The organism is Actinoplanes sp. NPDC051405 (assembly GCF_055586185.1).
In genome coordinates, this window is sequence record NZ_JBVJIR010000001.1 from 243465 (window position 1) to 264304 (window position 20840).

The 20840-nt window shown below is 73.4% G+C and carries 12 protein-coding genes; 4 read left to right on the forward strand and 8 right to left on the reverse strand.

What is annotated here, in order from left to right:
- Nucleotides 1-161 precede the first annotated feature (161 nt).
- The gene (locus ACZ6S4_RS01165) at nt 162-626 is read right to left on the reverse strand and encodes a DIP1984 family protein (protein ID WP_465472922.1); all 465 of its coding nucleotides are present in this window, start codon (nt 624-626) and stop codon (nt 162-164) included.
- 223 nt (nt 627-849) lie between these two features.
- Between ACZ6S4_RS01165 and ACZ6S4_RS01170 the strand changes: the two genes are divergently transcribed.
- The 3 genes from ACZ6S4_RS01170 to ACZ6S4_RS01180 all read left to right on the forward strand — a co-directional run bounded on the left by ACZ6S4_RS01170 (nt 850) and on the right by ACZ6S4_RS01180 (nt 2642).
- Entirely contained in the window at nt 850-1284 is a 435-nt protein-coding gene (locus ACZ6S4_RS01170) for a hypothetical protein (protein ID WP_465472923.1), read from the forward strand.
- Between the two features lie 116 nt (nt 1285-1400).
- Complete coding sequence (locus tag ACZ6S4_RS01175) at nt 1401-1757, forward strand: hypothetical protein (protein WP_465472924.1); 357 nt, start codon at nt 1401-1403, stop codon at nt 1755-1757.
- Nucleotides 1758-2060: 303 nt separating this feature from the next.
- The gene (locus ACZ6S4_RS01180) at nt 2061-2642 is read left to right on the forward strand and encodes a DUF4760 domain-containing protein (protein ID WP_465472925.1); all 582 of its coding nucleotides are present in this window, start codon (nt 2061-2063) and stop codon (nt 2640-2642) included.
- 33 nt (nt 2643-2675) lie between these two features.
- On the opposite strand, the gene ACZ6S4_RS01185 is transcribed toward ACZ6S4_RS01180, so the two are convergent.
- Nucleotides 2676-3701: a hypothetical protein gene (locus ACZ6S4_RS01185; RefSeq protein WP_465472926.1), complete on the reverse strand. Its 1026-nt coding sequence runs from the start codon at nt 3699-3701 to the stop codon at nt 2676-2678.
- A 78-nt stretch (nt 3702-3779) separates the two neighbouring features.
- On the opposite strand from ACZ6S4_RS01185, the gene ACZ6S4_RS01190 reads away from it, so the two are divergent.
- Nucleotides 3780-3962 (forward strand): hypothetical protein, encoded by a 183-nt coding sequence (locus ACZ6S4_RS01190; protein ID WP_465473506.1) that lies wholly within the window; start codon nt 3780-3782, stop codon nt 3960-3962.
- On the opposite strand, the gene ACZ6S4_RS01195 is transcribed toward ACZ6S4_RS01190, so the two are convergent.
- The 6 genes from ACZ6S4_RS01195 to ACZ6S4_RS01220 all read right to left on the reverse strand — a co-directional run bounded on the left by ACZ6S4_RS01195 (nt 3874) and on the right by ACZ6S4_RS01220 (nt 20756).
- A complete protein-coding gene (locus tag ACZ6S4_RS01195) occupies nt 3874-4143 on the reverse strand; it encodes a GNAT family N-acetyltransferase (protein WP_465472927.1) in 270 nt (89 codons plus the stop codon). The genes ACZ6S4_RS01190 and ACZ6S4_RS01195 overlap by 89 nt on opposite strands.
- A gap of 147 nt (nt 4144-4290) precedes the next feature.
- Complete coding sequence (locus ACZ6S4_RS01200; protein WP_465472928.1) at nt 4291-7470, reverse strand: thioesterase domain-containing protein; 3180 nt, start codon at nt 7468-7470, stop codon at nt 4291-4293.
- On the reverse strand, nt 7467-8165 hold the full coding sequence (locus tag ACZ6S4_RS01205) for a hypothetical protein (protein WP_465472929.1): 699 nt from the start codon (nt 8163-8165) through the stop codon (nt 7467-7469). The genes ACZ6S4_RS01200 and ACZ6S4_RS01205 overlap by 4 nt, the downstream gene beginning before the upstream one ends.
- Complete coding sequence (locus ACZ6S4_RS01210; RefSeq protein ID WP_465472930.1) at nt 8162-9976, reverse strand: hypothetical protein; 1815 nt, start codon at nt 9974-9976, stop codon at nt 8162-8164. Before ACZ6S4_RS01210 ends, ACZ6S4_RS01205 begins: the two co-directional genes overlap by 4 nt.
- Complete coding sequence (locus ACZ6S4_RS01215) at nt 9973-15639, reverse strand: DUF6603 domain-containing protein (RefSeq protein WP_465473481.1); 5667 nt, start codon at nt 15637-15639, stop codon at nt 9973-9975. The genes ACZ6S4_RS01210 and ACZ6S4_RS01215 overlap by 4 nt, the downstream gene beginning before the upstream one ends.
- 4553 nt (nt 15640-20192) lie before the next feature.
- The gene (locus ACZ6S4_RS01220) at nt 20193-20756 is read right to left on the reverse strand and encodes a hypothetical protein (RefSeq protein ID WP_465472931.1); all 564 of its coding nucleotides are present in this window, start codon (nt 20754-20756) and stop codon (nt 20193-20195) included.
- Nucleotides 20757-20840 lie beyond the last annotated feature (84 nt).

The window sequence follows — 20840 nt, forward strand, 5'->3', positions numbered from 1 at the left end:
CGTGCCCTGTGCGCCGTCACCTGTGCCGCGTGCTGGGCATGCGATGTGTGTCGGGGAATCGAACCCCCGCGCCTGCCCCCGGCGCGCCAGGCGTGAACCGGATTACCCGCCGGCTCTCGGGTTTGCGCACGCCTCCACGTCGGTTACCTGCTCCGCGTCGATCAGTCGAGCAGATCGACCTCCCAGTTGACCCGCTGAATCAGCGTGTCCACCTCTCGTACCTGCCGGGCAAGATCGTCGGCCTGGCGGCGCAGCTCAGCGACCGGTAGCGCCGGGATCATCTTCAGCTCGGACCGCAGCTGCCGGTATCCGCGCTGGCCCTCACCGGCCGCGGCGTCAGCTGCGGACGTGACCATACTGTGGCGCAGGCGCAGGACGTCTCGCCGGGCAAGCGCGTCGGTCAGTGTGCCGCCCTCGACCGGTGTCGCGGCATTGGTTCGGTTGATTCGCCTGATCAGCGTTTCAAGCTCAGTGAGCACTTCGCCCGCCTCGGCGAGCAGGAACTCTGCGTCCTCAGCCGGAGCCTCGCCTTCCTGGAAGCGCGCGCTGCTGGTGATGCGAGAGCGGAGCTGTTCGGCACGGCGCGACGCATCTGCGCGCAGCGCGAGAGCTTCGGCAAGTTTCATGGGAGCAGTATGGCCATCCAAGATCGGCGTCGCCTCTGATTTTCCACCGGCAGGAGCCTACGAGGCAGAGCCGATCGCCGCAGCAGACCGCGCGGTCCCCGGCATGACAATGAACAAGTCACAATTCCCGCCGGCGCCTGCCGCACTCGCGCAAAATATCCCGCTGCCCAGCTCGGTCCCACAATGGTTGGTTGCTCGGGCGAGGGGGTGACAACATGGTCGCGTGTCGATCGAGCCGGCGGGACCCGCCCACGAAGATTCAGCCGGTGAAGCGGACGAGTTGGCGACTACGTTGCCTGAGCTGCTCCGGGGGGCGTTGCGAGCTCGGATCTACGACAGACGGGGCAGGGTCGAACCAGGCACCAAACGCCGGGATCGCGTGGCGTCGTCATTGCTGCTGGACTTGAACGGCTTCGACGCAGTCGCTCCGTTGACAGAGGCACTGCGACTACGACCGGGCACCGAGATCATGTTCTGGATGCAATGGCCGGACTTGTGGATCGAGTTCTTCGACGACCGCGGCCTGCCGCTCGTCTCCCTTGGCTTGCTGCGACCGGACTGGGTTCGGTGGGAGCCGCACGGCGACTTGCAGCTCGCCGTACCCGAGGCGGCCGAAGGTCTGATCGCGGCGTGGGGGCTGGATGACGTCGACAACTGAGGCATCACGACCAACGCCCAACGAGCTGGTCGAAGCTCTGCCTACGGGGCGGCACGCTTGGTCGGCGGCGGATCCGGATGTTCGCGAGGACAACCGGAGTACCGCATAATCCGCTCATGACCTCCACCGGCTCCTCACGCCTGTCGCTGTGGTCCACCGACTCCCTGCTGTCGATCGGCTCCCGCGGTTCAGTGCTGTCCATCGGCAGCGTTGGCTCGGTGGCCTCGATCGGCAGCATCGGCTCAGCCGGATCGATCCTGTCGGTCGGCTCCGCGCTCTCTACCGGATCGGCCCTGTCTTGGCGGTCGCAGTGGTCGCTGCTTGCCGACCACTCGTTCGGGACGGCGTTGACTTCCCGCGACCGCGACCGCGCGGCCCTCGGGCCGCCCGCGGCGTTCGCTGCGGTCGCGCTCGCAGCCTATGCCGGATACTTGTTGGCGCGCGGCCGGCGCCGACCGGCAGCCGGCCGCTGACTGACGCTCCCGTAACGCCGTCAACCAGCTACAAGGTCCATTGGAGCCGAATGCGCGGCGGGCGCTGGCCGTAGAGCGGGCGGCCGCCGCGTTGGCCGCGGTGTCGAAGGAGTGCGAGGGGCGCCGCAGGTCCACGCTTGCTCATGGGCGACGACCTATAGCCGAACCTTCGTCAAGGTTGCTTGACCGACTTCCTGGAAATGAGTCTGCATCCAACCGTTCGGGTCGAGCTTCGGGTATGCCTTGCTGGTGACCGGCTGCCGAAGACCCCACGCGGCCATGAGGATCGATTACCTTGGATCAGTGGACGCCAAGACAGCGATCTCCCTGATCTCCATCGCCATCGCCGTCGTCTCCCTGATCGTCTCCGGGACGCTCGCGCTCCGGCAGACCCGAACCACCATGGACGGTTACGCCCTGCCAGTCGTGCTCCAGGTCTTCAGCCGGTTCCGAACCCAGGAGTTCTTCGACGCTCAGCAGTTCATCTTCGACGAGCTTCCGCGGCAACCGGTCCGGCCGTACACGGACCTGTCGTTGGAGGCCCGGTCCCAGTTGCGCATGGTGGGCGGCCTCTACGACGACCTCGGCAAGCTGGTCGCCCACGGCATCGTCAAGGAGGAGCTGATCATTGGCTCGAACGGCCCTCAGGCCCGACGCATCTGGGAGACGATCGAGCCCTTCGTGCGCGCCGAACGCGACAAACGCAACAGCAACCTGTGGATCTATCTGGAGGACCTGGCGTACCGCACCACCCAGAAACCGCCAGCCGTCATCCACGAGAAGCTCAAACTGCACCGGTACGCCGGGCCGAAGCACACGTCCCTACCGGCGCCCTCCGAGTCCCCTGCGACGCCACGACCTCGAACGGAGCAGCCGCCGAACTAACGGACGGGAGGAGGGGCGAAGCCGGCTACTCGTTCAGGGAATGACAGCCAGGACCGCAGCGATCAGTTCCTTGGCGATCGTGATGATCCCGAGGACAAGGCCGACAATCATCGAGGCAGTCTGAAGCCGGCTACTTGTCGGCGAGGTCATAGCGGTGACCGGTACTGCCGTGGCCTGAGTTGTCGAGGGCTCGCCGCCAGTGCTCGGCGTTGCCGGCTCCGTCGTTCCCGGTAGGACGGCCGGGTCCGCGGTTGGCTGGAGCGGTGCTTCCAACGGCACGGTGTCGGACCTGGTCGACCGTGACGCTGTTGGCACGGGCTCGGGCGCCCCAGGGAGGCCGGCGCGCGAGCCGCTCCGGAACAGACCGGCGACAGCCGGCCACGAAAAGATGGCCCCGAAAATGAGCGATGCCACAGCTCCAACACCCGTGACGCCGAGAACCGCAGCGTGGTAACCACCCGATGGCGTATGACCGTACGCGTCGTAGCCGGCATACAGAATGGCCGCCGCCGCGACGGCGGCGGCCAAGGCCGTCGACCGCCTATCGAGTCGTGACCGCTGGATGAAAGCGTGCACGCCCATGGTGAGGGCGATACCGCCGAGGCCCGTCGCGATCGCCTGGAGCACCTCCTGGTCGTTACTGCTGCCGTACGGCAGCAGGGTGAGCCCGAGGCACGTCAAAGCCAACAGGCCAAAGGCGCCGCTGAGCCACGCCAGGCGGAAACCGTACGCCAGCAGCAGTACCCCCAAACCCACCAGCGAAATGATGAACGCGGTCAGTGACATCGGGGTGGCCCAGTTGTTCGGTAGCCACCACCACACCTCGTGCTGCGTGACGATCACGGCAAGGCCGGCGATGAACAGCAGCCCGCCGGTGACCCGGACTGCGACCTCCCCGGCAGCGTTCGCGGCCAGCAGACCTCCAGCAGCCACCGCGAACGCCGAGAGCACTGCGAGTACCGCGGCATTGTTGCCGTTGCCCTCGATCAGCCAGCCGACCGCAAGGCCCGCAGCGCCGAACACCGCGATGACCAGGCCAACCCACCATCGACGGATCACGACCGCCTCCATACCCTCGGCGCAGCACCAGTGACAGCAAGTCTGTCCACCGGCCGCCGCCGAGCCACCTTCGCCAGCGTGCCCGAGCTCATCGCCGCGATCCGAACGCTCATCGACGCCTACAACCAGCGCTGCGAACCGTTTCGCTGGGCCAAGACCGCCGACCAGATCCTCAGCAGAGCCAGCCGTCGGAAGAGCCCGGATACACGAAGCTGGAAGGCGACCACGCACTGGATGAAACCGCGGTTTTCGGCGACCTGATCGTACAACCGCTGGGCTGTGTGGTTCTGATCAGCGCCCGAGCGACTCCCCGGCCGCGGGCGTTGGGAGCTGTGAACAGGTCTTGCAGATAACGCACAACGGGTGAGGTCATGCTGTCGTGGACCAAGAAGTGCGCGATACCGACCAGCTGGCCGTCCAGCCGCGCGCCCAGGGCGTGCACCGTTGTAGCCGCTGAACAGCTGCTCCCACGCCGAACGGTCGTCTGAACCAAGCGGGGCGACGCTGATCATCGGTTCCTGGTCAGGGAAACAGGGGTGTGATCATGACGATGCCGGAGCCGTCGGCTGCCCTCCGGCCTGAACCTGGATCACCGTTCCGGCCGGAGGACGATCCAGCCTTCCTCCACGCGGGCTGGTTTCAGCGGCAGGTCGCCGGCGCGTGGGCGCGCCACGACCGGATCGTCGGACCACGCCGCCGGTGACGTCCGGCGCACCCAGCGCGGCGCGCCCGGCGGCGCCGGAAGACGCACGGCCGCCGGGTCGACCAGCAGTGGCCCGAAACGCATCGACGACAGCAGGCGCGGTGCGCCCGAGGTCCACTCCGGTGGCAGGCGGGCCGCGGTGCGGGGCAGCACGCCGCTGGTCACCGTGATCGACCCGGCCGGGTCACAGAACAAGAGCACATCCACCGGTACGCCCGGACGAAGCGTGATCGGGGCGGTCCCGATCTCCACCGGAAGTTCCTCACCCAGTCCGGCCGCCTCCCGCACCGCCGGATGAATCACCGTGAATCCACCGCGCCCGTCGCGGCGGGTGAACCCTCGCACGCCGTCACCGGACCGGGTCAGTGCTCCGACCCGTACCTCGAACGGGTGCCGGGTCAGGTCTTCCGCGCCGGTCGCGTCCGGCTCGCGGCGATCCGGGGTCACCTCCAGCAGGATCTGGGCGCGCAGAACCGCGGTGGGCACACCCGACAGCCCGGCGACGTCGGCGACGCCGGTGTCGTAGAACGGCTCGGACGTCCACGCCGTGACGTCGAGCATCCGCAGCAGCACGTCCGCGGCACTGGGCTCGCCGGGACCGGGCAGCGGCCGGCCGGGACGTCCGTCCGCCGCGACCAGGCCGCGCAGGAAATCGGCCAGTCCCGGATCGAGCCCAGCCGGCGGCCCGGCACCGAGGTCGTGGCCCTCGCCCGGCGGCGACTCCCACAGGGTGGTGCCGGTGACCGGGTCGCGGTGTACCTGCCCGGCCGGTTCGCCGTCCGGCGTGAACACCTCGATGGCGGCGTCGATCAGGTCGGGCAGCAACCAGCCGGCGACCGGGGGGCGGTCCGGCAGCGTGGTGCCGGGATGCAGGGGTTCCCAGTCGGGGCCGCAGACGCGTACCCGGATCCTGGCCGGCCTGGTCAGCCGCGCCGCCAGCGCGAACAATGGCGACGCCGGGAGGGCGGGCGCCGGCTCCATGGCCTCGGCGAGTTGGTCGGTGGGCCGCAGCGGCCTGGAGACGAGCAGCGACGGCAGTCGCTCGTCGAGGTCGAGAAAGCGGCCGAACGCGTCGACCAGCCGCAGCCGGGTCAGCCAGGCACCACCGGCGCGGGTGAGCAACGGCGGAACAGCGCGCTCGGGGCCGCCGGTGCCGTCCGGGCCGGGCACCCGGTTCGCGCCGGACAGCCCGAGCAGCCAGGGAATCAGCCCGTCCAGTCCAGCGGCGGCGAGATCCGCGTACCGCCCGTCGCTGGCGACCGCCTGCAACCGCTCACGAACCCGCTCCGGCAGGGCTCCGGCGCCGGATTCGGTGAGCAACAGTGCGGCCTGGCTCGCCAGCCGGGCTGCCGGGCCCGGCGAGAACAGAGACCGGCCGCGGTGCCGCCCCACCCGGGCGGCGGCCGGGTCCATCGGGGTGGCGTCCCGGTCCAGGTCCAGCTCGTCGAGGTGCCAGGCGCCCAGGCCGGGGTCGAGCGCGACGGCCAGTTCCCATTCCAGATAGACCGGCACCCACGCCTGTCTCCAGTTGTTCCAGGCGACTGGCGACGGCAGCACGCCGCGGCGCAACGAGCCGGAATGCAGCGCCCCCAGGTCGGCGGCCACGCCGAGGTCGGCGGCGGCGAGTGCCTGCTCCCGGGCGATCCGGGCGGCCGGGTCCGGCTCACCCCCCGCCTCGGCGACTGCGACGACCGCGGCTGTGCCGTTCGGGTCCAGCAGGGCGGTCTCACGGGCCAGCAACGGTACGGCCGGCGGCGGCCGCCTCGGGTTTCCCGCCCCCGGCACGGGTTTGGTTCCATCGGTCCGGGACGGAGCCGGGTCGAGTGCGCCGTCCGGGACGAGGGCGGCACCGTCGACCAGCCCGGTCAGCCCCGTGACCACCTGGCCGGCGATCCGGCAGGCGAGCAGGCCGTCACCGGGGTCGAACCGGCCGTCCTCGCCGTGCCGCAGGGACCGCCCGGCACCGCGGAAGGCCACGGCCGGGTCCCGAGGCTGGAACCACCCGGGTGCCGGCCGGCGTAGCACGTCCGGCGCGGTGTCCTCGATCGCCGACAGCCGGGTGAGCAGGTCGTCGTCGTCGGGCGCGGACGAGATGCGCTCGAACCCGGCCTCGTGCAGCAGCTCCTCCAGCCCGGTGATCGCCTCCGGGCCGGTGAGGAGGCGCGCCTGGTCGTACCCCGCCGCGGTGAGCATCAGCTCCTCCTTGGCCGCGTCGGCGTCGCCGACCTCCGGGGCGTCCGTGGTGAACAGCGCGGCGACCGCCTCGACGTCGGTCTGACCGACGGCGAGAGACACGTCCGTCGCGGCGGGCCGCTGGTCCTCGTCCGCGCCGGGCCCGTCGACGGCGACGCCGGCGAGCGTCCCGTGGCAGATCGTACGGTCGACCCGGCTGACCGGCACTGTGGCGAACGCGGTGGTGGACCAGCCGAACCGGCGCACGTGCCCGGCCAGCGCGACCCCGCCGACGTGGGCCGCCGGGTCCTGTCGCAGGTCGCCCCACCAGCCCGCGACCAGATAGGTGACCCGGGACCCGGCGAGCACGTCGGCGACGTCGTCGTGCAACGCGAACCGGCCCACCGTGTTGTCGTAGACGGCCGCCCACGCCGGGTCGGTGTCCCCGGTCGCGGTTACCGGCAGGCGTGACGACTCGAACGGTGAGGTGCCGGGCGCCGGCTCGTCGCCGCGAACGGTCTCGCCGGTGACTGCGTCCAGGAACCAGGTGCGGATCGTCCGGGCCGGCGCGCCGTTCGGGTCAGGCGCCCACCGGACGACGATCCACCGGTCCGGCAGCGCCGGGAACACCGGCCGTCCGTCCACCTCGGTGGCGGTGGTCAGCCCGTCCGGCATCGCCCAGTGCAGGTGCACCCCGGCGGCCCGGTCGCCGGTGGTCACCAGCGGCGGCGGCCGTCGCGGATCGCCCGGCGCAACTCCGATCCGGGCCCGCGTGTCACCGGCGCGGGCCACCATCGCCTGCACGTCGATCGGCACCAGCAGCGACAGGGTGGGGTCGCCGGACTCGGCGCGGGCCAGCAGACCGCCGGCCTCGTCCGGGTGCGGGCGGGTCATCCGGCACCGCCGAACCGCACCGCGCCGAGCCCTTCGAGCAAGTTCGCAGCCAGCCGCGCCGACCCGCCGGCCCCGGACCAGTCGAGCACTCCGGGCGCTGCACCGAGCCGGACGGGCAGGGACGGCGGCGGGTTTGCCCCGGCACCACCGCGCAGCGCGGTGACGACGTTGCCGCGCCGCTGCACGCCGAACGCGGTCTCCCCACCCGGCTCAACCAGCGAAAACTCATCCGGTACGCCGGAGAAGACCACCAACAGCAGCGACGGGTTGAGTAGTTCCCGGCGCAGCACGGCATCAGCCGGCTCGACGCGCAGGCCCGGGAACCGGGAGAGCAGGCTCGATCGGAGCAGAAACCCGCTGCGTCGCCAGGTGCCGGTGAGCCCCAGCTGGTCCCGGATCTCTGAGTAGCGTTCGGCCAGTGCCGCCCGCTCGACGGAGGTGGGGGTGGCGGTCGCGAGGAAGCCGTCGATCGCCGCACGCAGCCATTCCCCGTCCAGGTGGAAGCAGCGCAGTGACTCCGGTGGGAGCAACCGATCGTCGGGGACCACGTAGGCGGGCGGCAGGTGGTCGAGCAGCAGGAGGCGTTTCAGCCAGGCGCCCAGTGGTAGCGGCAGGACCCGGCTGGTGATCACGACGCCGGGACGGCCGGGATTACGGCCGAGCACGTCGTCCGGGCGATCGCTTCCGGTGATCATGCCGGACCCTTCGTCGGGGGGTCTGCGGTCAGGTGGGTCAGGCGGTCTCGCAGAGTCGCCGCGTCGGACGGGGACAGGTCGTGGATCTCGGCGGCCGCGCGTCCGGCCAGGTCACGGAAGGCGTCGCTCGGGCCGGCGGTGCGGAGCTCGCCGACCGCGTCGTCGAAGCCGGGGCCGGGGGCGGGCCGCAGATCACGGAGCCGAGGACGCGGGATGCCGACGCCTCCGCCGATCGGGCCCCCTCCCCCGATCGGACCGCCACCACCGATCGGACCGCCACCACCAATAGGGCCGCCACCACCAATAGGGCCGCCGCTGCCGATCGGGTTTCCCGCGAGGACGTCCCGGATGGCCGACAGGTCCAGCCCCAGTCCCTGGAGCGCCCCGGCCAGCACGTCCCGCCCCGGGTTGATCAGCGGTCCCCCACCGGTCGGGTCCGGGATCACCAGCGGGCCGCGCAGCGGTAGCAGGTCCCCGAACGCGCCGAGCCGTCCGGCACCATGGGTGACCGGCAGCCCCGGCACGGCATAGGGCAGGAGGTCCGGCGGCACCTCGAGGGTCAGGTGCGGTGGTATCCAGCTCTCCAGGTGAAACATCGTGACCAGCTCGAATCCGGCCCGCGCCCACCGTCGCAACTCGAGAACGAGCGCCGGATCGGCAAGCGCGAGCAGCCGTCCGATCTCGAAGGCGGCGGCCCGCGACACGTCCGCCCGCCCGTCCGCCGCGACCGCTCGCAGGCCGGTCACGTGCGACGCCGGACCGGTATCCGGGTCCAGGGCGGACGGCTCCGGCACGGCCGGGCCGCGATACCAGCAGGGGTCCGGCTCACCCTCCCGCGTGGCACCGGCCAGTGGCAGCGCGCCGGGCCGGTCGCCGTCGGTCAGTTCCGCGCCGAGCATTCCGGGGTCGAGCGCGGTCACCGCCGACACGAAGTCCAGGCCGGCCTCCTCGGTGCCGAACGACCACCGGTCCAGCACCGCGAAGACGACGTCCGAGGCGGCGAGCACGGCACGCGGGCCGGACGCACCGGCCGGGCTCGACGCGGGTCGCGGCACCGGCGCCGCATCGAGCACACCGAGCCGGCCCTCCACCGACACCAGCAGGGCGGTGCACCGCGTCGACGGCGGCGGCACCCGGTTGGCGATCACGACCGCGAAGAACCCGTCGTCGTCTCCCGCGGCCAGCGCGACGTCCGCCGGGTCGACCTGCCGCCCGTGGCACAGCGGCATCAGGTCGGCCGATCGGGGAAAAATCGACGAGACCATGTCCGGTGGCACACCGAGCACCACACACTCCGGGGGATCGCCGGGGTCAGGACCGCCGACGCCGGCGAGGGTACGGGCCGCGGCCTCCGCCTTCGGCACGGTGGCCAGAGCGCAGCGGCGCAGTTCGTCGTCGGTCAGCACGACGACCGCCAGCCACGGCAACCCGGCCCCGACCCGGCGCTCCCACGGCAGTGTGGCCCGCCGCAGCACGATGTGTGGCAGCTCCAGCGGCGACGCGTCCGGTGTGCCGGGCGGCGGCGACCGATGCTGCACCGCCGACGGGAGAATCGCCAGTCGTGGCGTACTGATCGCCAGGTCCCAGAACTCGGTCGGCCCGACATCAGTCGGGATGCTGCCCACCGGGATCGGCAAGTTCATCCCGGCCACGGGCACCGTGTCAGTCGGCCCACCCGCCCGGGTGACGACGATCTGCGCCCGCAGCCGATAGTCACCGGCCGCCCGCCCGGGCTGGATCAGATCGAACAGCCGCATCCGTCCCGGGGCGACCGCACCGTTGTCCGGCTGCGTCGCCCATCCCCCAGTCATTCGCTGACCTCCCAGCTGAGCAGGGCCGACCCGGTTCCCCTGTGGGTGCCGGTCAGCACGGATGCGGGCACCGCGGCGAGCGTGGCGGCAAGTGCTCCGGGGCTGGTCGTGCCGAGCAGCAGACCGATCGGCGCGGCCTGCTCCGCGGTGGCGTCGTTCTCCAGCACCGCCTGGGCCGTGCCGGGCCCGTCCGGCACGGCCCAGGCGAGCACGACGCCGCCGTCCGGGATGGCGGCCGTGACCGGCGCTGCGTCCAGGGCCACCCCGCGCACGGTGAGCCGCACGCCGCGGGGCAACAAGACACCGGCCGGCGCACCACCCGGCAATGTTGCGGCGCCCAGCAAGGTGGTGGTGACCGGCAGCAGAACGGCAACCGAACGTGCTCGGATCGCGGGCGAGGTGGCGGCGACCGCGAGGCGGGCGCCGGGCGGTAGCGGCCCGGTGATCCGGATACCGGCCGGGACGGGCGGGCCCAGCAGGTGCACCACCCCGCCGGGGACGACGCCGGTCGCCTGGCCCAGCCACGGGACGGGATCGGCGGCATGCCATCCGGCCAGCACCGGGTCCGGCGGATCACCACCGCCGAGCACCACACAGGCGCTGCCGGCCGGCAGCGGCATCTCGCCCCGGGAAGCGCGTTCGTCCGCGGTGAGCGCGCCATCAGGCTCGATCCGCAGCACCCGGCACGGACCGTCCGCATCCCAGCGCAGCACGCCGGGTTCCGGGCCGGCCCGCCACACGGTGGCCGCCGCCAGCGAGACGACAGTGCCACCGGACGTGCTCCCGACCAGGCCGGAGGGGAAAGGCATCCGGCCGGAGCGGGCGGCCTGCCAGGGATGCACCAGTTCGGCGGTTCCGGTCCGGGTCAGGCCCGCGGCCAGATCGGGCGGTGGGCCGGCCGTGGCCGCCTCGGCCCGGATGCCCGCCGCACCGGCCGCGACCAGCGCGTTCACCAGTGTCGGCGCGGGTACTCGGGGCAGGCCCGAACGCCCGGAGACCACGGTCGGCGCGAGCGCCGTCGCAACGGCGGCCGGTGCCAGCGGCACCACGCTCTCCAGGCCGGGTGCCCGCGCAGCCTCTTTCGCCTCGGCCGCACCCGCATCGCCCGGGACCCCTGAGCCCCTCACGGCTCCCGCCTCAGCCGATGCCCGCACGCCACCGGGCACCCCCTCGGGTTCACTCGCGGCGGCCGCACCACCGACGGCTGCGCCGAAGGCCGGGGCGCCCGGCGTCCGTACACCTTCGGTGGGTCTCGGGGCGACGGATTCCGGCGACGCGGCGAACGGCGACGGGCGTACCACCGGGCTTTCCGGACCGTCGGCGACCACCAGGACGGACGGGCCGAGGACTCGGTCGGTGCGCAGCGCCGCGCCGCTGATCGCGGGGACCGCGGGCGGACCGCCGGAGGTGTCGCCGACGAACAGCCGCTGAAACGCGAAACTGCCGAACGCCGCCGCGGGTTGTTGGTCGGTGATCGCCGAGACGGTCACCGCCGCGGTTCCGGAGCCGTCCTTCGTGGTCAGTTCGACGCGCAATTCAGCGGTGTACTGGCTGATCCACATGGCCGGGACGCCGAGCCGGTGCACGACCGGCGAGGAAGCGCCGAGCTGGGTGCAGGGCAGCGCGGTCCGAACCGTGAGAGTGAACTCCGGCAGCACCCGGAACGGTGCGTTCTTGCCGTCTGCGCCGTCCTGCGGGTCGGGTCGTCCGCTGCCGACGGTGACGGTGAACATGGGTCTGGCGGCGGGCGGTGCTGAGGAGCCGGAGGGCGAGGGCCCGAGGTATTTGTCCCGGAACGCTGTCCACGGCAGCGCGGCGCGAACGGCACCGGGCAGGTCGCCGAACTCGAACGGCACTGAGATCGGCCCCAGCTGCACGTGCCCCTTGACGTGCAGCGGCGGCCCGCTGAGCGTCACCTCGCCGCCCACGGTCATGGACACCTCGAACGGCCCGAGCCGGGCCCAGCCGCTGATCGAGATGCCGATGGTGAACTCGTAGTGGAACGGGTCCCACTGCAACAACGCGTGGAACCAGGCTCTGAGGGTCAGCCCGTACCAGTCGCTCTCGGCCGAGACCTCCAGCTCGGCGCCGGTCATCACCGCCTGCGGGGTGAGCGCGAAGTAGCCGCGCGCCGAGACGACCACACCGTCCGCCGGCCGCCACTCGATGCCCAGCCGCTCCGGCCTCGGATAGCGGCTGGGCACCGCGAAGTTCGGGTGGAAGCCGCCGAGCGTGACCACGAAATCTCCGTCGGCGAACCATACGCCGACCGCGATCCCACCGGTGATCCGGCAGTTCGGGTCGACCACCCAGGAGTTGCCGGTGAACGCGGCCTGGGCGATCAGCGACCGGTTGCGGCTGGAGAACCGGGCTTCCAGCGCGATCTCGATGTTCGCGACCGGTGCCTCCCCGGCCGGCAATGCGAACCGGCTGAGCCCCATCACCGCGATCTCGAACCCGCCCGGATCGAACTGAACGGTCAGCACTGCCACCGAGCTGACGAACACGAAACTGGTGAAACTCACCCCGGCCGCGAACCAGTACGAGTCGCGGGCCGGCGGGAAACGGGCGGCCAGGCCACTGAGCGCGTCACCGTCGGCGCTGAAACCGCGGTCCAGTGCGGCGACCAGCTCGTGCCGCGGGATCTCGGTGACCGGCACCCCGGTCAGGCCGCGGTTGATCCCGGCTCCGGCGCCGATACCGGTGAGGAAGAACGGCGGCGGGCCACCTAGCGGCGCCTTCAGAGCACCGAAGATGAACAGCGACGTGAACGCCGGAGCGTCCTTCGGGTATCGCCCGTACCCACCGAAGACCGCGATACCGAAGGTACTGACCTGCAACGACAGGAAGCCGAGATAGTCGCCGTCGCCGGCCGCCGGGCGGCGCAGCGCGCCGGCCATCCGGACCGCCTCACCGGTCATCGACACGGCGAAGCCGTCCACCCCCACCGACCAGCCCTCCGGGCGGGGATCCTTCAACGGTACGGAGATCCGCAGCCCTTCCACGACGGCAGCCAACGGACCGAGCGCGAACGAACCGTCGAACAGCACGTCCACTCGCAACGCGGACAGCGGCACACCGGTGCCCGGCGGGGGTTGAACACCGACGCCGATCCGCTCCACGTGCAGCGGCCCGAAACTACGCTGCACCGGCACCCAGATCGGGAAGACGGCCGCCCCACTCAACCCGACCGTCACGCCCTGCGGCCCGGCAGTCAGCAGTACGTCGACGGCCGGTGCCGTCGGAGCGGCCGAGCCCGCCTTCTCCACTGCGGTGCCGGCCGGCGGGGCGAGCAACCCGGACGCGACCGCGTTGCCGCCACGGGCGCCGCCCAGCGCGACGGCCAGCCCTTCCACCGCGAGGGCCACCGACCAGGCGCCCGGCCCGGTCCGCCGCCCGAAGAGCCCCAGCCCGGCGAGCGTGACCGTGCCACCGGACAGCAGCGGCCGGGTGCCGGGCCCGCCGATCCGCAGCCCGACGCCGGAGACCGTCACTTCGGGCCGCAACGTGATCTCCGGAGGCACGTCCGTACCGGCACCGATCAGGAGCAGCGTGATCCGGCCGCTGTTCGGGCCCGCGTCCGGGGCGGCCTGCACGGCCACGGTCAGCGACTCGCTCGCCACGAGCGTCAACGGTTCGCGTAGCCCGACCCAGAAGCCCAGCCGCCCGGCCTCGGACGCGATGCCGACCGCGACGGCCGTGCCCAGGTCCAGACCGCCGAGCCGGTCCAGCAGCCGGGTGAGCAGTTGCACCACGTTGGCCAGCAGGTCGCCGGGGCGGACCGCGCCGTCTCGGAGGCGATACCGGTCCGGCCGGTCCGGGTCGCGTTCCAGGAACGAGCCGACCAATGGCTCGCCGCGTGCCTGCGGACCGCCGGCACGCAACCAGTCCTGCAGAGCGTCGATGTCCATCAGCAGATCGAGCAGCGGCGGCAGGGCCACCTCCCGGGCTACGTCCAGCAAGCAGCCGGCGAGATCCGTACCCGCGTGTTCTGTGCAGGTGAGCCCGGTGGAACCGGCGGAATCGACGGACAGTGACACGCGATGCGACCCGGCCGGCAACGCCAGCGTCGCGGTGAGGTGCGCGCCGCCGGCGGTCGTCGGGTCCGCGGCGATGGCCATCTCAGGACGCAACACGGTACGGCCGATAGCCAGCGCGTCACCGGTGAACCGCAGCGCGCCCACCGCCCCGGCGAACCCGGCCGCACCGGCCACCGTCGCTGACAGGTCCAGTCGCACCGGCCCGGCGGTCGCCGACAGCAGAGCGGTGGCGTCGATAGCCCGCCCGTTGGGCGTCAGCCGCATTGCCACGACGCCGACGGAGAGCACCAGCGCGCCGCCGGGCTCCCGGGTCACGGCCGGCGCCCCGGCTGCCGTGGCGAGCGTTTCCAGCGCGTCGAGCGCCACCGCCGGCACGAAGTGCAGCCGCAGCCAGGCGCCGGGGTCACGGCGCAGGTCGGTCAGCCGTTCCGCGGCGAACCCGCCGCCGACCCGCAGTTCCAGCGCGTCGCCGAGCCCGGCCACCGCCCGCCCGGCCCATCGCCCGATACCGTCCCCACCACCGCCATTCCCGCCGGCCCCGCCGCCGTTGCCGTTCTCGGCCAGCGCGGCGATCGCGTCCAGGACCAGGGGGGCGACGAGGGTGGCGGCGCCGGTGGCCAGTTCGCCGACGGCCGCGACATCCAGCGGCGCCGCCGGCAGCAGGCGCAGTCCGGCCGAGCCGCCGGCCGTGGTCAGCACCACGGCGAGCTGTGGCGCACCGGCGGCCAGGCCGGCCTCGATCCCGACCGCGCGCAGCGGGCCGCCGCCGTCGATCGGAAGGCGCGCCGCCACGTCCATCGCGCCCTGCCAACCGGTTTCCGTCCAGTCGGCGCCGATCACGACCCGGCCGCTCGGCAGCTGCCAGGTCAACCGCGCACCCGGCCGGGCACCGCCGGTGGTGAACGCCAGCGTGCCACCGCCGGGAAGTTCGAGCGCGGGACCACCGGTCAGCGCGCTCAGGATCGCGTCGGTCAACGCGGCCAGCCGGGTCGGGTCCTCGGTGACAGCCAGCACCGTACTCAGCCAGGCGGGTGGATCCAGCAGCAACGGGAGCGGCGACCGGCACCGGGCCGCGCCGTTGTCGTAGAGGCCGAGCGCCACCAGCAGCGGCGTCAGCCGCCCCTCACTCGTCGTGCGCGCAGCGTCGAGCAGCACCCGGGCGACCTCGCCGATCAGCGCGCGTCCGGCCGCCTCGTCGAGCGCCGGCTCCGGCAGCACCGGCAGCACCGCTCCACCCGCGACCAGCGCCGCGGGCAGCACCAGATCGGCCCGAACGCTGATGGCGGCCGGGCCGCCGGTCTCAGCCGGGCCGCTGGTTGTGGCTGGGCCGCCGGCCAGGGCCGAGCCGCTGGCGGTGGCGGTGGCGGTGACCCGCAGCGACGCGGTGTGCGCGGCCCCGAGGGTGACCTCACAATTCAGGGCCGCGCCAGGCAGGGCGAGCCGGGCGGCGACCGTCAGCGCCAGCTCTCCGATCGGCAGCGCTGCCACGACCTCCACTGCCGGGTCGGCCAGATCCAGTGTCACTGCCACCGGGCGTGCGCCGGCAGACCCCGCACTCGCGGTGGGTGCGTTGTTCGGTGCGGTGCCGCCTGCCTCAGGGCCGGACGGTGGCGGGCCGAGCATGATCCGGCCTTGCTCGGCGGTGACCGGGATGCCGAAGAGCTCAGCCAGGCGCGCGACGATCACCGGCGGCAGGTCCGGCTCGACGCCGGCGACGGCCGGCGGAAGCAGGCGGGCCAGCACCGCCGTCGGGTCGGTGAGGAACAGTTCCAGCACCTCGATCGGGGCCGCCACCGATCCGTTCGCGTGGACCAGCAGGCCCAGGTCCGCCAGCAGGCCGGCCAGTGCGGCGACCGGGCCGGGAGCCGCGGCGACGCCAGGTGCGGGGAGCTGCGCGCCGAGACGGCCCAGGACTCTGCCCGCCACCACCCGCTCGGCGGCGGTCAGGCGGGCCAGTTGCGGACGTTCGTCGTCCAGGCCGAGAGTGATCGCGTCGAGACGGTCGTCCCACGCCTCGGCATGCCGGATCACGATGTCGGCGCCGCAGCCGCCGCCCCGTGGATCGAACCCGAGCCGCAGCGACGCCCACCCGGTCCGCGCGACCGCACCTCCCACCCCGGACCCGACACCCGAGGTGGATCCCGCGTTGGCCGTGGGATCGTCGCTGAGCCAGCCGTCGTCGTCGGTCAGGTGCACGTCAGTCCGGAGCCAGTAGGGGCGGTCGGCCTCCGGGTCGCCGCCCGGCACCAGGTCGAGGCCGGGCAGGTCCAGTTGCACGTGCGCGGCGATCCGCAGCCCGCCGAGCGCACCACCGAGGCCGGCGCGCAGTCCCACGCCGAGACCGGCGGCGACGGCCTCCTCCGGCCCTCCCGTCTCCACCTCGGCCAGTGCGGCATCGGTGATCAGGGACAGTACGGCCGCGCTCAGCTCCTCCGCCGGCACCCGCACCGCGACAGTCAGTTCACGCACCGCTGCCGCCGCAGCCGTCTCCGGCGCACGGTAGCCGCCCACTGGGAAGGGATGCCGCTCCAGGCGTTCCCTGTCCGCAGCCACCCAGCCGGTGTGCCGGGCCAGCAATGCCACGAGGGCCTCGGCTCCGGCCGCGCCCGGCACCGGCAATCCACCCGGAGCGAACGCCACACCTGACGCGCTGAGCAGGCCCGGAGCGAACGAGACGTCCGGCCCGGTCGGTACGTCCGGCGGGAACCCGGCGCCCGGAACCGCTGACGGACCGGGCAGCGTTGGTGACGCCGAAATGAACAGCGGGGACTCCGCACCGGTACGCCGGGCTGCGGCCCGCCACAGACGCAGGAGCAGTTCGGCAGCGTGTGACGGCGGAGCGGGTGCGTCGACGGGCCGCCATGGTGCGGCGATGGCGATCACCAGGCCGACATGATCGGCGGTGAGGGCGGCGGCACGCCGGGCATACCGGCCGGCCGGTCCCAGCCCGACCAGGGTCAGCGGCGCCGCGCCCGCCGGTGAGGTCTCGCCCAGGGCCCGGACCAGCGCCGCGAGCGCCGCACCGGCCTGCTCGTCATCCCCGCCGGACGGCACGGACACGACCCACGGTCCCGCACCCTGTGCGCTGGACGGGCTCGCCGGCAGCGCTTCGCCGATCACGATCCGCGTGGCGGGTGGGCCGGCCAGGTCCCACTCGGTGAGGCCGGCGAGCGCGGGTGCGAGCAGGACCGTACGCGACGGGTCGAGGGTTTCGCCGAGCGCCGCCACGATCTCCGGGAGCCGGCCGGGAACAGCCAGGTGACCCCCGATGTGGATGTGATCCGGAACGTCGCCCTGACCGGCGGCCGGGGTGACACCGTCGCCGTCGGCCGCGTTCGTGACCAGCGAAGCCAGCAGGGTGGCCGCCGCGTCCGGATCGCCGAGGTCAGCGGCCAGGTCGGGGGCGACCGAGGCGGCGATGCGGCAGGCGGCCGCCAACTGGGCGCCGAGTGCACGCCCGCCGGGGTCGCCGGCACCGCACAGGACAGCGGCGATCTCCGCCGGCGGCCGCGGCGGCCGGTCTCGCCGCAGCCAGAGTGCGAGTGTTCCGCCCACGCCGGGCAGAGGGAGCAGCCACGGCACCGCCCGGGTGCCCAAGCCGGTGACCGGACTGACCGCTCCGGCGATCGTTCCCTGCTCGTCCGCTTCGCCGGGCGAGCCTCCGGGCAGCAGTGTGCCGAGCAGCATCACCGCCGCGAAGACCCGGTCCGGATCACCGGGTTCTGCCCGGGCATCAGCCGCAGGGGCTGCGAGCATGCCGCCGGCCAAGACGTTGTCGAAGAGGTCGTCGCCGACGAGGCTGCGGGCCCACGTGCGGGCGGCCGCGGCCGGGTTGGCGAGCAGCGCCTGGAGCGACAGCCGGGGGAAGCCGCCGAGGGCGACACCGACCGGGATCTCGGCGTGTGCGCCGGCAAGGGCGACGGTGATGGTGGGCAGCCATGGGGCCCAGCCGACGAGCGCGGCCAGCGTCGTCCAGGTGCCCGGCTGGTCGCCGTCGAGAGCGTCCAGGGCGGCTCCGGCCAGCAACTCCAGTGCCTCCCACGGCACTTCGGCGGTCAGCGTGACACCGGCGTCAGCGCCGATGCCGGGGCTGCCATCCGGGCCGGCGGCGAGGACAACTGCGGCGGCGGCGAGGCGCAGCGGCGGGAGTTCGGTGGTGACGCCGTGTACCTCGACCGGGGTGGCGGGCAGCGCGAGATGGCCGGCCAGCGTGCCGGTGCCGAGGTCGACCCGGACGCCGAGCGTGCCCGCGAGCGGCCCGAGCATGAGCGGTCCGAGCGGCAGCGGATCGTCGACGGTGACCGTCAGGTCGAGCCCCAGGTGAGGGGTGAGCGTGACCCGTGGGGGTGCGCCGCCGGGCAGATCGAGGCGGAGCAGGCCGGCTGTGACGGCGAGGCCGGCGCGTGGGCCGGCCCCGATCGGGGGCGGCCGGACGGTGAGGCCGAATCGGATCGTGCCGGAGTCCCGCCAGGTCAGCAGGACCATCCGGCCGAGGGCGCCGTCGTGGCAGAGGTCGACCGCGTCGGGTTCGCCGTCGCCCGGGGTGACCGCGCCAACCGGGCCGCCGACCATCACCGCGACCTGGTCGAGCAGCAGGCGCCAGCGGTCGTCGTGGTCGCGCAGTGCGCCGGCGAATCCGGCAAGGGCGTCCACCGGTGCGGTGAGAAGCCGCGGATCGGGTACGGCCGGCCAGCCGGACGCCGGGGGTGCCGTGGGCGCGGCGAGCCCGAGCAGCACCGCGGCGGCCCGGGCTCGGGGCCCGGCCAGCTGTTCGGCGAGCGCGCCCAGCACCGAGCCGCTGACCGCCGCCCGGACCTGAGGGCTGGTCAGGTCCAGCAGCTCGTAGGGGTCGTCGTCGATCGTCACGCCGAGTGCCTCGACGATCGGCCGCAGTCCGGTCCCGGCGTCCGCGCGCAGCCCGGCGCGCACGGCCGTGACCGTGATCGGCGGCCCGTCCAGGAGTGTGTCGCCCCCGCCGGGGTCGAGGGTGACCGTGGCTTGCAGGGCTCGCCCCGGTTGCGCCCCGGTCAGGGTTCCGGCGGCGTCGACGAAGACGGTCAGCACGTCGGCGGCCACGTCGGCGCGCACTGTTCCGGACGTGGCGGCACCCAGGCGTACCGTGATCAGGTTTCCGGCGCCCTCGGGGCGGCGGCGAATTGTCAGCCGCAGGAGGCCGGCGCGCAGCTCATGGTCGCCGTCGGCAAGCGCGGCGGCGACGACGTCGGTGCCGGCCGGCGCGACCCGGCCGATCAGGCCGCCCAGCGCGGTGAGCCACGCGAGCAGCGGGTCACCGGCGCCACCGGGCGATCCCCGCGGCGGGTCACCGGCACCGCCCGGTGGACGCAGCAGCGCGGCCAGCCAGACGCCGCCGGCTGCGACGTCACCGGCCAGGAGACGGTCCACGGCGAGCGCGGGCACCGGCGGCCGGTCTCCCAGTCCGGCGACGGCCAGCACGTCGTCCAGTAGCGGCGATCCGGCGGCGGCGCGGGCCACTCGCAGCAGCAGCGTCAGGATCGCGGCGCCGGCGGCGGCCGGGTCGGCGGCGAGGTCCAGGTCGAGGTCTCCGCCGCGTGGGCCGGTGGTACGCACCCGGGCGGTCACCGGGGCTCCGCCGAGCGGCACAGTCACCGTGATCTCGGCGGCGGTGAGCCCGGTCTCCGGGTCACCGAGCGGCCCGGCGGTCAGCGTGATCCGCAGGTCTCCGGTGACCGGTTCAGCACGGGTCTGGGGGGCGCCTCCGGGTCTGGTGGTGGTGCGCAGCCGAACCAACGGCACGGTGGCGGTGAGGCCAGCGGTGAACGGATCGGCGCCGGGTCGCAGGACGGCCCGCACACCGGCGCCGACCTCGACGGTGCCCGGACCAGCGGGTGTGGTGACCAGCGCGACCTCCACCCGGGTGCCGGAGCTCCCGGCCGGCTCGTGCCGGATCAGCGGCGTCCACCGGCCCGCCCCGGCCAAGGGCCCCGGATCCGCTGTGAACGGCGGGGTCGCCTCGGCGCCGAGCACCGCGGCCAGCACCTCGCCCAGACGGTCCCGCCGCCGCTCGTCGGTGAGAACCCGGGCCATCGCGCCGAACGGGTCATCGAACCACGCCGGGTCCGCGGCGATGCCGCCGTCCGGGCCGCGGCTCACGAGCCCGAGCAGCTCCAGCACGTCGAACGGGTCGAGCCGGAGGGTCATGGCGGCACCTCGCCGGGGAACGGCGCCCGTGGCCGGACCACCAGTTCACCGGCTCGCGCCCACACCTCGGCCGGGACCAGCGGCCGACCCGCCGGATCGGTCCCGGCCGCCGCGCACGCGTGCACGAGCACGTCGGTCAGCGCCCCGAGCGCCGCCGCCCGCACCGCGTCACCCCAGCGGGCGACCAGGACCGGATCGCCGCGGGCCGGGGCATCAGCGAGGACGAGCGGCACGTTCGCGCCGGGTTCGGGGGCGACCAGCAGCACCGCGGTGAGATCGCCCGGCGCGGCGCCGTCGTAGCTCACCGGCAGTCCGACAGCGATCGTGCCGGACAGCACGGCCACCCGCACCGCGGCGGCCTCCACCAGGATCTCCGCGCCGTCCGCGCCGACCCACACCACAGGGCCGCCACCCAGTCGGCCGCCGACGAGCCGTTCGAGCACGGGAGCCGGCACGGTCACCGGCGGCACCGGCTCGCCCGCGACGGCGACGGGCACCCGGCCCGTGATCTCACGCAGGATCGCGTCCATGCCGGGCACGGCCCTGATCGGTTCCGTCACCGTCGGACCTCCCTCCACCGGGAGCGTGAACGCCCACCCGTTCGGGAGGGTCGCCACGACGCAGTTGGAGCGTATCGTCGTTCT

Excerpts from the sequence above, each read along its gene's own strand:
- ACZ6S4_RS01165 (WP_465472922.1), bottom strand. The coding sequence starts at position 626 with ATGAAACTTGCCGAAGCTCTCGCGCTGCGCGCAGATGCGTCGCGCCGT.
- ACZ6S4_RS01175 (WP_465472924.1), top strand. The coding sequence starts at position 1,401 with ATGACCTCCACCGGCTCCTCACGCCTGTCGCTGTGGTCCACCGACTCC.
- ACZ6S4_RS01200 (WP_465472928.1), bottom strand. The coding sequence starts at position 7,470 with ATGACCCGCCCGCACCCGGACGAGGCCGGCGGTCTGCTGGCCCGCGCC.
- ACZ6S4_RS01205 (WP_465472929.1), bottom strand. The coding sequence starts at position 8,165 with ATGATCACCGGAAGCGATCGCCCGGACGACGTGCTCGGCCGTAATCCC.
- ACZ6S4_RS01210 (WP_465472930.1), bottom strand. The coding sequence starts at position 9,976 with ATGACTGGGGGATGGGCGACGCAGCCGGACAACGGTGCGGTCGCCCCG.
- ACZ6S4_RS01215 (WP_465473481.1), bottom strand. The coding sequence starts at position 15,639 with ATGCTCGGCCCGCCACCGTCCGGCCCTGAGGCAGGCGGCACCGCACCG.